18 protein-coding genes are annotated in these 13,254 nt (G+C 62.1%); 2 read left to right on the top strand and 16 right to left on the bottom strand.

Annotated elements, in window-relative coordinates; all coding sequences use genetic code 11:
* Position 1: 1 nt before the first annotated feature.
* The 4 genes from ACZLIF_RS06430 to ACZLIF_RS06415 form a co-directional block, all read right to left on the bottom strand.
* Positions 2-493, bottom strand: a complete 492-nt coding sequence (locus tag ACZLIF_RS06430; RefSeq protein ID WP_464048710.1) for a hypothetical protein — start codon at positions 491-493, stop codon at positions 2-4.
* A gap of 64 nt (positions 494-557) precedes the next feature.
* On the bottom strand, positions 558-1,727 hold the full coding sequence (locus ACZLIF_RS06425; protein ID WP_464048709.1) for a hypothetical protein: 1,170 nt from the start codon (positions 1,725-1,727) through the stop codon (positions 558-560).
* A 66-nt stretch (positions 1,728-1,793) separates the two neighbouring features.
* Positions 1,794-2,402, bottom strand: coding sequence for a hypothetical protein (locus tag ACZLIF_RS06420; protein WP_180862707.1), 609 nt, complete (start codon positions 2,400-2,402; stop codon positions 1,794-1,796).
* A gap of 34 nt (positions 2,403-2,436) precedes the next feature.
* The gene (locus tag ACZLIF_RS06415; RefSeq protein WP_464048708.1) at positions 2,437-2,862 is read right to left on the bottom strand and encodes a hypothetical protein; all 426 of its coding nucleotides are present in this window, start codon (positions 2,860-2,862) and stop codon (positions 2,437-2,439) included.
* 1,014 nt (positions 2,863-3,876) lie between these two features.
* Between ACZLIF_RS06415 and ACZLIF_RS06410 the strand changes: the two genes are divergently transcribed.
* Positions 3,877-4,905 (top strand): hypothetical protein, encoded by a 1,029-nt coding sequence (locus ACZLIF_RS06410; protein ID WP_478462452.1) that lies wholly within the window; start codon positions 3,877-3,879, stop codon positions 4,903-4,905.
* Between the two features lie 22 nt (positions 4,906-4,927).
* Here the strand turns inward: ACZLIF_RS06410 and ACZLIF_RS06405 are convergent, their stop codons facing one another.
* From ACZLIF_RS06405 to ACZLIF_RS06350, 12 genes are all read right to left on the bottom strand, one after another.
* On the bottom strand, positions 4,928-5,716 hold the full coding sequence (locus ACZLIF_RS06405) for a hypothetical protein (RefSeq protein ID WP_478462451.1): 789 nt from the start codon (positions 5,714-5,716) through the stop codon (positions 4,928-4,930).
* A gap of 50 nt (positions 5,717-5,766) precedes the next feature.
* Positions 5,767-6,108 (bottom strand): hypothetical protein, encoded by a 342-nt coding sequence (locus ACZLIF_RS06400; RefSeq protein ID WP_478462449.1) that lies wholly within the window; start codon positions 6,106-6,108, stop codon positions 5,767-5,769.
* A gap of 162 nt (positions 6,109-6,270) precedes the next feature.
* Positions 6,271-6,690, bottom strand: coding sequence for a hypothetical protein (locus tag ACZLIF_RS06395; RefSeq protein ID WP_049452734.1), 420 nt, complete (start codon positions 6,688-6,690; stop codon positions 6,271-6,273).
* 498 nt (positions 6,691-7,188) lie between these two features.
* Complete coding sequence (locus ACZLIF_RS06390; protein ID WP_478462447.1) at positions 7,189-7,548, bottom strand: hypothetical protein; 360 nt, start codon at positions 7,546-7,548, stop codon at positions 7,189-7,191.
* On the bottom strand, positions 7,538-7,753 hold the full coding sequence (locus tag ACZLIF_RS06385; RefSeq protein ID WP_024957697.1) for a hypothetical protein: 216 nt from the start codon (positions 7,751-7,753) through the stop codon (positions 7,538-7,540). The genes ACZLIF_RS06390 and ACZLIF_RS06385 overlap by 11 nt, the downstream gene beginning before the upstream one ends.
* Positions 7,740-7,958, bottom strand: coding sequence for a hypothetical protein (locus ACZLIF_RS06380; RefSeq protein WP_478462446.1), 219 nt, complete (start codon positions 7,956-7,958; stop codon positions 7,740-7,742). Before ACZLIF_RS06380 ends, ACZLIF_RS06385 begins: the two co-directional genes overlap by 14 nt.
* 337 nt (positions 7,959-8,295) lie before the next feature.
* Entirely contained in the window at positions 8,296-8,520 is a 225-nt protein-coding gene (locus ACZLIF_RS06375) for a hypothetical protein (RefSeq protein WP_046433416.1), read from the bottom strand.
* 322 nt (positions 8,521-8,842) lie between these two features.
* The gene (locus tag ACZLIF_RS06370) at positions 8,843-9,397 is read right to left on the bottom strand and encodes a hypothetical protein (protein ID WP_478462444.1); all 555 of its coding nucleotides are present in this window, start codon (positions 9,395-9,397) and stop codon (positions 8,843-8,845) included.
* An 11-nt stretch (positions 9,398-9,408) separates the two neighbouring features.
* Positions 9,409-9,996: a ParA family protein gene (locus ACZLIF_RS06365; RefSeq protein ID WP_139726875.1), complete on the bottom strand. Its 588-nt coding sequence runs from the start codon at positions 9,994-9,996 to the stop codon at positions 9,409-9,411.
* A gap of 197 nt (positions 9,997-10,193) precedes the next feature.
* Entirely contained in the window at positions 10,194-10,664 is a 471-nt protein-coding gene (locus ACZLIF_RS06360; RefSeq protein ID WP_478462442.1) for a hypothetical protein, read from the bottom strand.
* Positions 10,661-10,906, bottom strand: coding sequence for a hypothetical protein (locus ACZLIF_RS06355; protein ID WP_478462440.1), 246 nt, complete (start codon positions 10,904-10,906; stop codon positions 10,661-10,663). Before ACZLIF_RS06355 ends, ACZLIF_RS06360 begins: the two co-directional genes overlap by 4 nt.
* Positions 10,903-11,091, bottom strand: coding sequence for a hypothetical protein (locus ACZLIF_RS06350; RefSeq protein WP_031421735.1), 189 nt, complete (start codon positions 11,089-11,091; stop codon positions 10,903-10,905). Before ACZLIF_RS06350 ends, ACZLIF_RS06355 begins: the two co-directional genes overlap by 4 nt.
* A gap of 159 nt (positions 11,092-11,250) precedes the next feature.
* Here ACZLIF_RS06350 and ACZLIF_RS06345 point away from each other — a divergent pair, with 159 nt between their 5' ends.
* Positions 11,251-13,179: a type 4 pilus major pilin gene (locus ACZLIF_RS06345; RefSeq protein WP_478462438.1), complete on the top strand. Its 1,929-nt coding sequence runs from the start codon at positions 11,251-11,253 to the stop codon at positions 13,177-13,179.
* Positions 13,180-13,254: the final 75 nt, after the last annotated feature.

The following is a 13,254-nucleotide window of genomic DNA, read 5'->3' as shown; positions in this document are numbered from 1 at the left end:
CTCAGTGCCTCCCGTTTTTGTTGTTGGTTTGAGATAGCGCCTCACACGCCACGATTTCCTGAGGCGTGATGGTGCCGCTCGTCCATTTCTTTTTGCACTCGTTCAACGACAACGAGGGCGCAAGTTGGATTGCCGCCGGCGAAGGGCGTGTCCCTTTCGCTTTGTTGACGACCAATGCCCCAAAGCAAAGGGCCACGCACGCGGCGGAGGTGACAAGGAAGCCGGCTTTGGACACATGTTTTTCGCTGGCGTGCCGAACCTGGCTGGCGCGCAGGGCGTCCATCCTCCAGGCATCAAAGTCTTCATCGTTTGCCACCGGCATCTTCCGGTCCGCCCGCAGGTAGTAATACGAGGTCAGGACGTTTTCCCTGCAATCGGAGAGCCCAAAGCTTTCTGGGTTACCAATGAAGAAGCGCCCATGCAGGTTGAGCCACTTCGATCCGAAGTGGAGCCTTCCGGGCTTTCGATACTGCGTAAACAACCACCCAAACATTTTTCCTCCCATCTTTCATGGATACACATTCTTTCTAGCAAGGCTTTCGATAAGCGCAAGCACTTCACCTGATCTTTTCTGCCCACGCATCGATATCGCTGTTGGCTTGGTCCTGCCAATCGTTTTTCGGCTCGGGTTTAGCAACAGGCTTGGGGGCCGGCTTGGGCTTTGCAGCCGGTTTCGAAACGGGCATCGGCTTTGACGCCGGGGCAGTTGCCGGGGTCTGGGCCTTAGGTGGCTCTGCCAGCACCGGGGCTTCCACAACCGGGGCAGCGACCGCGGCCTTCTCTTCCACCGGGGCAGTCACGGGCTTGGGCTCCTCGACCTGGGGCGGCGCGGATACAACCGGAGCAACTGGCACGGCGACGGGGGCCGGGGCAGTCACTGCTGCAGCCGGTTTGTCTTGGAGCGGAACGGTTTCGCTGGAGCGGTGAGTGATCCACCACGCCAACGCCCCACCCAGCACAAGGACGGCCACGCCCGACCCAGCCAGAAGTTGCCAACCCTTCTTGTTGCTGTCCTTCGCAGCCGCCTCACCGGACGGCTTGGCGGGGCTGGCCTTGGGGGCTTCCGGTTTCACCGGGGCCCGGGTCGCCGTCGCCTTGGGGGCCGCTGCCGGGGCTTGAGCCGGCTTGCTCGGAGCAGAGGCCGGAACAGACGGGACCACCCGCTCGACAGGTGCTGGAGCGGCAGGCGTTGCGTCCACGGCTTCACTGACGGCAGACGCAGGAACACTGACCGGCTCCACGGCGACCGGCGCGGGGACGGCTTCAGGTTCTGGCGTCGGCTCGGGCTCGACCTCGGGAACCACTTCCTCAACAACCGGCTCGGGCGCATCGGGAGCGGAATCGGTTTGAACGGGCTCGGGCTCAACCACCCGCGGCTCGGGCTGGGCAGTCGCTTCTTGCTCGACCAACGCTTGGGCGCGCTCGGCCTCCAAGCGTGCGTTCTCGGCGGCTTCGGCTTCCTTGCGCGCCTTGGCCTCTTCCGCACGCCGGGCCAACGCTTCTTGCGCCTCTCGCCCCTTCTCAGCGGCCACCGAGGCCGCTTGCTTGGTTTTGTCTGCCAAGGCTTTGCCAAAACTTGCAGCCAGTCGGCCTGCGGTTTTCAAGTTTTCTTTCGTCGCATCGCTGACGAGCTTCTCCGCGTCCGTGGGCGCGGTGGTCTTGGCTTGTGCTGCTTTGGCGAGCAGCTCGCGCTGCTTGCGTTGTTTGATGAGTTCTTCGGGTGTCATGGTTCCTCCCAGGCGCTTGAAAAAGATTTGCGCCAGGGGGCTTTCGCCCCCCAGCTCTCGGTTGGCTTAGCGAACGTCGGGGATCGGCGAAACCGTGATGGCGTAATCGCCCCGGCCGCACTGGTCATCGACCGTGGCGTTCTGAAGCGCGCCGCGCTTTGCCAGCTCAACGACCGGCACCTGGCACACGGCGGCATCGGCACCGCTGAAGCTGACCGTCAGCTTTTCTTTGCTGGCCTTCAGCAACGCGGCCAGCTTGTCCAGCGTCGCGGCCGTCTTCGGGCTCACGGGCTGCATGTCACTCGCGGGATAACGAATGACCAGCTTGTCCAGGGCTTCGACCTGGCCGTCCTTGGCTTCCACGGTCTTGGTGCTGACCTTGGCATCCAGGCCAGCGGCCTTGGCTTCGGCCTCCAGTCGGCGGAACTCCTTAAGCTGGGCTTGATAGGAAGCAATGCCTCCGACAATCGCCCCAGCCGCGCACGCGGCCGCGGCTTTGTCCTTCTTGCCGGTGAGCAGAGCCAGGCCAGCACCGGCAGCGCAGCCAATCCCGCCGGCCTTGAACAGGCGCAGCTTGTTGGTCTTTTGGGGTTCGGGCTGGGTGCTGTCCTGGGCAAACGAAAGCCCCGGAGCCAGCAACGCGGCGATGGTGAGAGTGAGGATGAAACGCTTCATGGGTATGCCTCCTTATGAGGTAGTGGGGAAAGGGTTAGAGTTTTGGAGGCAGGAACGCCGAGGTAGCAGCAGAAGCTCGACTGGGTTCGGCAGCCGGTTGCTTGGAGAGGGTTTCGGCGTCGGGTTCTTGCTGCGCCAGGAACTGGGAAAACGCTTGAAGGGTTTTCACCACCAGGTCCTCATTGGCCTGAAGCGCCGCGCTCTGCTCTGCTCGCAAGTCCGCCAGCGCGCTTTCTAGGGCAAGGGCATTCCGCGTTTCGGATTCGCGCACCACGGCCCGGATGTCGTCCAGGGCGTCGCGGGTCTCCAACCCCTGCACCACGCCCCGGTTCTTTTCCAAGACCGCTAGGCGCAAATACTTATTGAGCGAAACCCCCTGCTCTTTCGCGCAATACCGCGCGCTCTCCAGCTCGTCGCTGGCAATGTTGAAAGACTTGATTGGAAGCGACGGACGACCCATTTAACCCCCTGCATTAAAAATCCATACTCAATGGATTAGCAGGAGTTTTCAGTTGCGCAAGTGGGCTAAGCCGTTTTTCTTCTGTTTTGCTGGGGTTCCGGCCATTTTTCAGCCGAACGGTTGGCCAAGTTGTTAGCCAAGGCTAAAAGCAAGGCGCGGCAAGGCGTTCAAGGATGGAAACGCGCAGCGTTTCTAGCCAAGCTGGAAAAACACTTCAGTGCGACTTGTGTATGGCCTACTCCCTTCACCCTTCGGAAAACCTTGAACGGTGAATGGGCAGCCAACCTCTTTCCCCGCAGCCCCTCTCCAGTTTTCGCTCCACCGATCTTGCGCTTCCGATTTTCCACGGTAGAAGTTTAGGAAAGCCCCAATCCTCAACAGACCCGGAGACCCGAATGCCCCTCGCCCCCGCCACGCTCAGCCCCTCGGAAAAGTTTCTGCCACCCCCCGCAGCCTTCCTCCCCACCCAGCCAGCTCCCCACCTCCCCACCGACTCCGCGCCCCCTGGCTCAGAAATCGGGGACCGCCGTTTTCCCCACTCCCGCGCCCTGCTCCTGTTCGCTTTAGTCAAGCGGAGGCCAGCATGGGATCCCGTGAGTGGTTGGGTTCAGTCACGCTACCCGGGTGTTCGGAAAGCCCTGTCTCCATCCGTTTTAGTCAACTCTGCTTGGGGGTTCGGGTGGTGGAGTGCTGGGGTTCTTGCGTCCGTTTCGGGTGCCTGGAAAGCCTTGAGTCAATGCGTTTTAGTCAAGCGGGCTGACCTTGCTCTCGTTCGCTGTCCCCCGGCCTTTGATCAGCGATTGGCGGTCCAGTGCTGGGCTGGGAATGGATCGGGCAAGCAGGTTCTGGGTTTTGGATCGGCGGTTGCTGGGGAGGTTCGACAGGCTCGGCAAAGCGCTTTAGTCAAATCTTTTTCAGGCTCCTGCAACGCCCCACTGCCCCCGTTCTGCGATCCAAGTGCTCGGCCTACGCAGAACGGCTGGGGGGTGTTCCGTGCTTGAGCTGCCCCCCTTCTTGGATTCCATTGCCCGAGCCGATGCCCCGCTGGAAGGCAAGGCCAACGGGTGGCAACGCAAAGCAGGGCTGGTCGAGTTCGGCAACGCCTGTGCCTTCTGCTCCGCTCCGCTGGACCTGTCCTCACCCCAGTCCTGGACGGCTACACCGCTGGTTCCCGCTCAACTGGGAGGGCCGACTTCCGTTGTCGAAAACTGGGTGCCGTCCTGCCGTCCCTGCGCTACTGCCAAGGGCCTGCGCGATGTGGTGAGCTGGTCCGAATGGCGAGCGAAGGCAGACCCTGACCGGGTGGCCCTGCTGCTGGAGCGTCGGCGCTCTGCGTTGCTCTACGCTGAAAACCACTTCACGCCCCTATCGCGTCACTCCAAGCGTGAGCGGCTGCTCTCCCACCTGTTGGCGCGTTTCGCCAGGCCCCGCTTCCAGGTCTATGCGTGGTCGGGTGAGGTGGATGGGGAGAGGGTGTGCATGGTGGGCTGGAACTCCCGGTCAGGCGATGCCTTGGCACTGAGCGAGACCCTGCTGGCGTTACGAATGAGGGACGGGGGCGAGGTGCTAGCAGAGGGCCAGGTCACCCTTCTACGGCTTCCGGTGGACGCGTTCCTGCGGGCCGTGTGGGCGCTCATCGAGGCCCATGGGATCGTCGTGCCGTTGGATGTGCCAGGCGATGGCCCGCTGGACGCAGACGACTGGAGAGAGTGCTGGCGCCACCGCGTCATGGACCCGGCCAGCAACCACAAGCGCGTCCCGATGACCGAAGGCCAGGCGCTGCCTCATGCTCCCCGCGTGCTGTCCACCAACCCGGATTCCGTTCGCCGGCTGGCGCAGCTGCAGGCTGCGAAACGGGCGGACAGGCTGGAAGAAGCGGAGTTGCGGTATCGAGAAGCGCTGGCCCGGAAGGCCAAATACCTGGAGAGGGTGAAGCGCGGCCAGGAGGCCCCGATGCCGCTGGACGATTACCGGGCGTGGGCCGATGAGGTTAGATCCCTACAGCTTGCCTGGGCGCGTTTGGTGAACGAGAGACTGGGCTGACGCTCGGCGCGCGGAATGCGGCCTATGCACCAATGACGTATTCGTTGCCCTTGATCTTCTGCAAGTAGGCCCGTGTGCCAGCCAGCGCCAGGTTTGAAGGCGTTGTTTGCAAGCGGAAGGCGCGGTCACGGAAGGCATCGCCCGAGTCGCAGTAGGCGGTGATGAAGTCGTAGCCCTCCTTCCCATGGAAGCGGAACCGATCCCCTTCTACACACTTCAGCAAGGCCTCGGGGAAGCATTCCAGCACCTTGCGCCTCCCGAACTTGACGGTCAGCGTAGGCGGCCCGTCCTCGTCAAACACCACCTCGTATGAGCTTGCCTCGATTTTGAGGAGCTCGGACAGGTGATGGATGGTTCCATAGCCGTCGTTCTCCACCTCACCACACATGATCGCCATGCGAGCCACGGCCGGGAAATGCTCCCAGCGCCAGTTCTGAATCCTGTGGGGATAGGGGAACCAACGCTTCTCCAAGCACTCGGGCACTAGCGCGTGAAGTTTTTTAGCGTTGAACCGTGGGCTCCTCGAAACAACGGAGCCGGCTTGGGCGATCAGACCGCGGATCTGCTCCAAGTCGAGGCTCTCCCCTTTCAGCCGCTCGTTTGAGATACCGTGTGCCCTGAAGGCCTCTTCCGAAGATGGCGTGGCCACCTCCTGGTAGCCGGTATAAGTGGCAGCAGGATGCGCGTTGCCGTCCTGCCCCTTATCGACCAGCACGCACATGATGTGAATGATCGGGTCGTCTCGCGTTACGCCAGTTGTGTCGCACTCGACCAGGAGCACGGGGAAATCGATAGGCTTGTTCCTTGCCATGGCTACAGCATCCCTGACGCATGAGGCGGAAGTCGGTGCAAGCCCACATCCTACATCTCGCCGGTCTCCGCCTCACCATTGGCTTGTTGGTAGAACCACCCCGCATAGGGGGAGTTCTTCACCAGGCACCGGTTCCAATCCCTCTCCCCATCGGTCCACCACACCGGGCCACGTTCGCCCAAGCCCCTCTTCGCGCTGTCCACGGCGCGCCGGGCGGCGGCCAGCGCCTTCTCGTTCACGTTGGCCTTCGCTGCTTTGACGGCACGCCGGGCGTCCATCAGCTCGTGGACCAGGCGTTGCCTCTCCTGCTCACTGAGACCTGGGTTGGTGGTTCGCCAGAGGCGCCCGCGGACGATGAGGTAACGGCCGTCTGGGGTGGTAAGTGGAGTCATGGGGAAGAGTGTATGGGGCCAGCGGTGACGGGGGAGCAGACAAAAGAAAGGCGGCACCCTGGCCGCTCTTGCTTCTATGCATCCCTAGCCCCCGCCCAATAAAAAGCCCCGGCTTACCGGGGCTCTTCTTAAGCTTCGTGGGCTTGGCTTCGTAGTGTGCCCTCAAAAGCGCACCGGCTGGCGGGCTGCGGAGCTGGCGGCAGGCAAAGCGATATCGAGGCCAATAGCGCGAGTCATTGGCTTGAACGATTCCACCGGATCTTCTTCTTCGTCCTCTGTCGCGAAGAGCACGTTGCCCTTCAGATTGTCACCGACCTCTTCACGCAGAGCAGCCAAGGTTTGGCCGAAGCGGGAGCGAGGTCCCTGATTCCTGGCGTCCACCCTCCAGCGCTCGATCACTTCGAAGCTCTTTTCGTGGCGATGGCCGTTCTTATTCAACTCTTCCATCACTTGATCGAATGAAGTCAAGTCAAAACGAATCGCAGAAAGCATAACAGGATGCCCATACTTCCCACCGCTGGAAGCAGCTTGGGTGATAGCGATAACTTGGCTTCCGTCGGTCGCAAGAGTGTGAATCTTCATAAATATCCTTGTTTGTTTTCAGGTTAGCGGTATTGCCTCCCTACAAATCCAGGTTACGACAGAGCATAAAAATGTAAACCCGAAAGCAACACATTTATTTGACTAAAGTGCAGAACTGACGGGCAACCGCAGAAAACACAAAACCCTGAAACACCTCACGTTTTCAGCCAAGCACCGGGCCCGCCGGAAGCCGCGGCCCGACCTGCCCTTTTCCCACCGCGCTTTTCCGCTTTTGCTTTGAGCCGCTTTTGCCGTTGCCTTCTCTCTCCTAGAGCTCAAAAGAACGCGGCCCGGGGCCGCGCCTGAAAGGCCCCCTCCGGGGAGGTTAGGACATGGGCCGGGGCTTCCGCCCCAGCCACCGCTCAACTCTCCCACATCCCAAAAACCCAGCCACCACCCAAAGGGGCGCCCCCCCTTTTCTCCCAGCATCGCCAGACTGCAGGCATAAAAAAGGCGACCCTCAGGCCGCCGCTTCCCCTCCCCCGTTTGTTCCCCGCCTCACCTGCTCTGCTCCAGGCACCGGTCAACCAACTGCCGCATCGCCTCGCCCAGCGAGATCCTAGCAGCTCGTGCGTCTTGGATCAGGCTCTTGGCCACCTCTTCAGGAACTTTGGGATCGGGCAGCACCGCGCCGTAGCGCATCCCATCAGGCCCATGCTGGGCACGGACCCGGGGCCCGAACGGCTGGCGGATGTCGACATGGGCGGCCACCAGGGCAGCCAATGCACTGCTGGCCGTGAGCCCCTGCTGGCGAGCGAGAGCCCGGAATGCGGCCGCCTTGGCCGGGGCAATGCGAACCGTGGGCAGCCGGCGCGGGGCCGGCTGCTTGGGTCGGATGGCGTAGGGGTTACGAACCACGAGCGATCTCCTGCAAAACGCTATTGCTCCTCTTTTTTAAATCTTCTTTGTGGAGCTTGAGAAGCTCTCGCATATCTAGGACATGCGCATCGCTTTCAATCAGAACGTTGGATGCATCGACGTAGATCAGCTCTTTCTTCGGTCCAGACAACCGGCGCGGGGCCGGTTGCTTGGATTGGATGGCATAGAGCTTAGGCATCTTCATCCTCGCCCTCCTGTCCGTAGGCCCAAACAAAACGCGTTTCATCCACGATGCGCATGTTGCGCCAGCCCAGTTTCTGCTCCAGATCTTCCATGCCGGCTTCGGCTTCGGCGAGTGTCGAGTATTCCGCGTTGTCGATGGGCTCCCAGTTGCTGCCCCAGCTGTTGGCGGAGTAGTCAGCTTCGATGGTGAAAGTGTTTTTTTGCATGACGGTTACCTTTTTGGCTTTTTCGGTCAGCGGTATTGCTTTCCTATAAATCCAGGTTACGACAGGCCCTGAAAATGTAAACTCAAAAACAACACATTTATTTGACTAAAGTGTAGAACTGACGGGCAACCGCAGAAAACACAAAAACCCTGAAACGCCTCACGTTTCCAGCCAAGCACCGGGCCCGGCGGAAGCCGAGGCCCCACCCGCCTTTCCCCAACACGCTTTTGCTCTAGCCGCTTTTGCCGTCGCTCTTTCCACCCGCCGCCAGCCATAAAAAAGGCGGCCGATGGCCGCCTGTCTTTCACTACCACCCCAGGGATGGCGTAGGACCTGCTCATAGCTCTGCCATGATTTCCTTGTGATCCAACGCCTCGGAAACCTCGGCCAGGGTGGCATACCCGCAAAGACTGTCTTGGTATTTCCCGTCCGAAAGCTCCCACCGCGGCATGGCTTCGCAGTTGTTGGCGGCTTCCATTTTGACGTGGAGCCCAGCTTCGGAGAGTCGCAGCCCCAAACGGGCGGCGCGGTTTTCGAGGGTTTGGCGGCGAGGGGTTTTCATGATGAATCCTTGTTTGGTTTTCAGGTCAGCGGTATTGCCTCCCTACAAATCCAGGCTACGACAGAGCGTAAAAATGTAAACCCGAAAACAACACATTTATTTGACTAAAGTGCAGAAGTGACGGGCAACCGCAAAAGACACGAAAACCCTGAAACGCCTCACACTTCCAGCCAAGCACCGGGCTCGGCGGAAGCCGAGGCCCCACCCGCCTTTTCCCCATGCCGCTTTTGCTTTGAGCCGCTTTTGCCGTTGCTCTTTCCACCCGCCGCCAGCCATAAAAAAGGCGGCCCATGGCCGCCTGTCGTTCACTACCAACCCAGGGCTACCGTTGTTTCCTCGCCCGCCCCACAATCGCCTTCCGGACCTGTTTCCGCACCGGATCCAGGTCGTCGGTCGCCGTCGCCACCACCAAGCGCCGCTTGCTCCTTTTTAGTTCCTGGCAGGCCCAGGACGCCAAGGCGATGATCGCAGTGGTGATCACCGGTCTCTCTTCTCCCGTCAAATCCTGGAGCTGATCGCGGAGCTTGGGCGGCACGGTCACCATCGTTCTCTCGGTCCTGACGCCCTGGGCGTCTCGATAGTCAAACATCTGGCTACCACGCCCCACTTCGAGATACACCTTCTTCCCCGACCGGATAAAGGGCTGCTCTTCGCTGTAGTCGAAATAGGTCTTGCGCCCAGGCGCGTCCCCTGCAGCCACCATCAGCTCTGCCAGCTGCTCCTCGGAAAACTGGTCCAGATCAATGAGCGGCGCATACGTGCGTCGCGGCTTGGCGTGGACCACTTTCGCGGCTTTGCACAGGTCTTTGCGGGCTTTGGCAACGGCGTTCTTGGCGGGGGTCTTCTTGGCAGCCATGAGGTCCGGCAGGGGCAGCATTGGGAGCTCCATCATGCCTGCCCCCGGCCCGGGTTGGCCAACCTTTTTTGGATAGCCTGACCTACCCGCAAAATGTCTTCTCGGGCCTTGTCCACCCCAGCTCCTCGCATGGAGAACACGGTTTCCCCCAGTTCGTAATAGCTGGCCAGTGCTGCGCGTTCGGGAATGACGATGGCGCCTGCCAGGCTGGGATCTTCCAGCCGGCGGCGGTGCTCCGCCCGCTTGAGGTTGACCCGATTGGCGACCGGCAGGAAGGGCTTGCCCTGACGTCGCAGCGTGTCGATGGTCCGCAGGTAGACGACGTAACTGCCCCCGTCAAGCAGCGTTGGGACGATGTAGAGGTCAGCGTCCGGCAGCTGGTCTTTCACTGGGGCGCTGGGCGGCAGGTCTTGAATCTCCAGGTCGAAGCCTGGGGATGAGGCACGGCTCACGGTGAACGGCGTTTCCCCGTCGCTCATCGCTGACCACGCCACGGAACCGCATTGCGGGTCGCGGTCGTTGACGAGCACGCGGGATTGGCCGGCAAACGCGGCGGCGAGGTTGAGCGAGAGCGTGGTGCGCCCCACACCCCCTTTGAAGCAACAGACAACGAGACGCATGAGATGGGCTCCTTTTATGGGTAGGTCGTGCAACACACTACGATGCAAACCTATTCCCGCAAGGGCCTCTGCATCCAGAGGGTTTTCGCCGTGCAGACGTCCGGGATTCAGCGACCCAGGCCGCGGCGGGAGCCGTGGCCCTCCCCGCCCCTTCTCCCACGACGCCTTTCGGCGGCGAGTAGCCGCCGGCACGTGCTTCAAACCTCTTCAGCGACCGGTTGCTGAGTCTTGATGAACGCTGGGTGGTAGCGGTGAAGGTGGGTGTTCATCAAATCCGCGGTATGGCGTGCGAACCATGCCTGCATTGCCGGGCACAGAACGCCTCCACAGACCTCTGCGACGCTCCGACCTTCTGAGATCTGACGACGTTCTAGCTTTCCACTGTGTCCCCGTCGCACCACGAACCGCTCCCCGACGCGGACCAACGGGTTGGCCCCGGCGTCCATAAGCGCCTCAATCATCCCAGCCAAGCGCGCAGCCAAGAGCCGGTCCGACTGGATGGCCTTGGCATACATGACGGAGGCGACGGCCAACGCAGTGATGCCAGGATCGCCCGCCACGCCAGCGTCGAGGTCGGGCGTTCCTTTGAGTGTGTGCAGCCACCCATAAAACGCCAGCGGGTCGTTGGTTTGGATGGCTCGGATGAGGCTTTCGGTCCCGGCACTCATCGCCCACCTCCCAGAACCCCGATGAGCACCAAGGCCACCAGCACGTAGAACGGCACCAGCACGATGTTCCACCATGCCGTGGAAACCTCTTGCAGAACGCTGCCTTGGCGATGCTCCGCCGGCAGTTGATAGAAGCGCACGAGGGCGCGCCCGGCGGTGATGGGGTTGGCGACCAGGTCCTGGTAGAACACCGCGGTGCCCAGGAGACCGACAAACAGCAGGGCCATGTTCAAGAGGCTCATACGAAGCGCTCCTCTTCCTTCTTCCAACGCCGCTCATGGCGGGCGCGGGTGGCCAAGCGCTGGATCCTGCGGTGTTTGTCGGCCAGTTGGTTCAGGCCATTGGTGCGGTCCAGGAACCGCGCGGCGGTGTGGAGTTGGAAATGCGCCAGGTCGGTGCTGGCAGGCTCGACGGGATGAATCTTCATGTCTTCACTCTCTTTTTATGGATAGGTCGGTTTACCCATTAAACCGCTCCTACACACGATCCAACCACATCGCCAACCGATGTCAACCCATTGATTTGAAAGATTTTTGACTAAAATCAAGAACTGCCGTCGGGGCTTGTCAAAACGCGGTTGTGTCGCATGCTGAAGTGCATGACACCGCATGCCCGCCCTCGCCGCCGTTCTTCCGCTCCAGGCTTTGGCCTGGTCGAGTTGCTGCTCGCATTGGGTGTTGCCACGGCCATGGGCGCCGCCGCGTTCTGGGTCTACCCCCGCGTTACTACTCGGGTCAATGTGGCGTCGGACGTCGAGAACGTTCGGGACCTGGCCAGCCGCGTTGATCGGTCCCATGGCGTCATTGGCTCGTTCCGCGGCGTCAGCACGTTGAACGTGCTTGAAGATGGGCTTGCCCCCACCGACTTCCGCCAAGGCAGCGCAGCGACCATGAGCAACGCGTGGGGCGGCGCAGTGACCGTGTCCCCGGCCACGGTGCGCTTGGCGGGGGATGCCTTCACCGTGGGGCTGTCCGGGCTTCCTGCGCGGGCCTGCGTGCCGTTCGTCTCCGCCATCGCAGGCGACGCGAACGTGCGGGACGTGATCGTGGGCAACACCAGTGTTTTGTTGGGCAACGGCGGAACCCTGGACATCCCCGGCTTGGGATTGGCGTGCGGGGTCGATGGGGCCGTGGTCGAGATCGTCTATTACTCGGGCATGGTGGCTGGGTCGTCGGTCGCCGTGGTGCCCACGCTTCCCCTGCCCTCCACGCCCGCCGTCCCTGGCCCTTCAACGCCGACCCCGGCGGGGCCCGTCACTGGTGCGCCCAGCGTGAGCGATGCGGTGCCGGGCGTTCCTGGGAACGTGTCGCCAAGCCCTGCAGTTGCTCCTTTCCCGGCTCTTCCACCGCTTCCTGTTGCGCCCAGCGTTCCGGTGCCTCAGCCGCTCCCAACGCCGGTCCCCACCCCGGCTCCGCCGGCCTTGGTGCCGTGCCGGCAATCGGAAAGCTCGGCGGCCCGGGCGAGCTGTCCGGCGGGCACGTGGGGCACAGAGACGGTGCGCACGCGCCAGGTCTGCGCTCCCGGCGACGTGTATCCAAACTCAGACGCCGCGTGGGAGCATCCCGAGGCGTGGGTTCAAGCCCAGACGGTGGCGGCCGTGACGGCGAGGGATTGCCAAGCCTGCCCGGGGACCACCCGTGAGGAACGCGATCAATGGCTCCCCACGTCGCAAGCCTGCCCGTCAGGCCAAACCGGCACGCATACCTGGGAGCGGCAGCAGGTCAGATCGCGGGACGTGTTCACCCACTGCCCGTTCGGCACCGCCGCCTTGCCCGGCCCCACTTACGGCGGCTGGTCGGCGTGGGCAGATACGGGGGGCCGTCGCAACGAGGTCAACACGTGCAAGCCCACGGCCGCTCGCTGCAGCGACGGGAGCTTGCAGGTCGTGGCGTGGCACTCGGCCGATGGGCAGGACGTGCCGCCGCCCTCGGGTTCGAGTGGCATTTCTTACTGGTATCCCGACGCCGTGGTGCGCCTGACGCCAGCGGAAAAAGCCAAGCTGGACTGGGCCATCAACCACGTGCCGATCCGTCGGGTAGAGACGCCTGCACCAATGCCTGGCAACTGGCCCGCTAACGTGAGTGAATCGGCTTTCTACGAAGAGCAGTGCAACGCGCTTTCGGACGCGGGGAACATCCGCTACGCCTATTCCTACGATTTCGAGTGCGTCTCCAACATGGGCATGCATTACTGCGACTACAACTGGACTAGCGGCGGCACGTCCTTGGCCGTGTGCCGGCAAGCGTGCGCGTCCGATCTGGTCGGCAAGAGCAACAACCCCTATCGCTGGGAGTGGCCCGAGTCGTCGGCGGTGGCTTCAACGCCCTATACCACCTGCACGGGCCAGCCCGGATGCACGCCCAACGGCGGTTTTGGCACCCAGCAAGGCCTGCCGGCGTGCAACGAGCACAACGTGGGCCAGACCGTCGTCTTCAACTGGTATCGGCAGTTCTACAACCCCGTGCGGGTGGACTACCAAGCGCTGACGCTGACCTGTCGAGGGCCGGTGCCCTGACGCGATCGCCCACTGCCGCACACGAGACGCTTGCCTGATTGCCTAGCTCGCCTGAGGATGACGCCTTCACCAACA

The sequence above is a fragment of the Stenotrophomonas sp. 2201_Sma genome (assembly GCF_056486685.1).
The sequence above is the reverse complement of the archived record's forward strand: the minus strand, read 5'-3'. Positions and strand labels throughout refer to the sequence as shown.

Excerpts from the sequence above, each read along its gene's own strand:
- ACZLIF_RS06400 (WP_478462449.1), bottom strand. The coding sequence starts at position 6,108 with ATGACTCCACTTACCACCCCAGACGGCCGTTACCTCATCGTCCGCGGG.
- ACZLIF_RS06430 (WP_464048710.1), bottom strand. The coding sequence starts at position 493 with ATGTTTGGGTGGTTGTTTACGCAGTATCGAAAGCCCGGAAGGCTCCAC.
- ACZLIF_RS06420 (WP_180862707.1), bottom strand. The coding sequence starts at position 2,402 with ATGAAGCGTTTCATCCTCACTCTCACCATCGCCGCGTTGCTGGCTCCG.
- ACZLIF_RS06360 (WP_478462442.1), bottom strand. The coding sequence starts at position 10,664 with ATGAGTGCCGGGACCGAAAGCCTCATCCGAGCCATCCAAACCAACGAC.
- ACZLIF_RS06425 (WP_464048709.1), bottom strand. The coding sequence starts at position 1,727 with ATGACACCCGAAGAACTCATCAAACAACGCAAGCAGCGCGAGCTGCTC.
- ACZLIF_RS06365 (WP_139726875.1), bottom strand. The coding sequence starts at position 9,996 with ATGCGTCTCGTTGTCTGTTGCTTCAAAGGGGGTGTGGGGCGCACCACG.
- ACZLIF_RS06380 (WP_478462446.1), bottom strand. The coding sequence starts at position 7,958 with ATGCAAAAAAACACTTTCACCATCGAAGCTGACTACTCCGCCAACAGC.
- ACZLIF_RS06375 (WP_046433416.1), bottom strand. The coding sequence starts at position 8,520 with ATGAAAACCCCTCGCCGCCAAACCCTCGAAAACCGCGCCGCCCGTTTG.
- ACZLIF_RS06350 (WP_031421735.1), bottom strand. The coding sequence starts at position 11,091 with ATGAAGATTCATCCCGTCGAGCCTGCCAGCACCGACCTGGCGCATTTC.
- ACZLIF_RS06355 (WP_478462440.1), bottom strand. The coding sequence starts at position 10,906 with ATGAGCCTCTTGAACATGGCCCTGCTGTTTGTCGGTCTCCTGGGCACC.
- ACZLIF_RS06345 (WP_478462438.1), top strand. The coding sequence starts at position 11,251 with ATGCTGAAGTGCATGACACCGCATGCCCGCCCTCGCCGCCGTTCTTCC.
- ACZLIF_RS06370 (WP_478462444.1), bottom strand. The coding sequence starts at position 9,397 with ATGCTGCCCCTGCCGGACCTCATGGCTGCCAAGAAGACCCCCGCCAAG.
- ACZLIF_RS06405 (WP_478462451.1), bottom strand. The coding sequence starts at position 5,716 with ATGGCAAGGAACAAGCCTATCGATTTCCCCGTGCTCCTGGTCGAGTGC.
- ACZLIF_RS06415 (WP_464048708.1), bottom strand. The coding sequence starts at position 2,862 with ATGGGTCGTCCGTCGCTTCCAATCAAGTCTTTCAACATTGCCAGCGAC.
- ACZLIF_RS06385 (WP_024957697.1), bottom strand. The coding sequence starts at position 7,753 with ATGAAGATGCCTAAGCTCTATGCCATCCAATCCAAGCAACCGGCCCCG.
- ACZLIF_RS06395 (WP_049452734.1), bottom strand. The coding sequence starts at position 6,690 with ATGAAGATTCACACTCTTGCGACCGACGGAAGCCAAGTTATCGCTATC.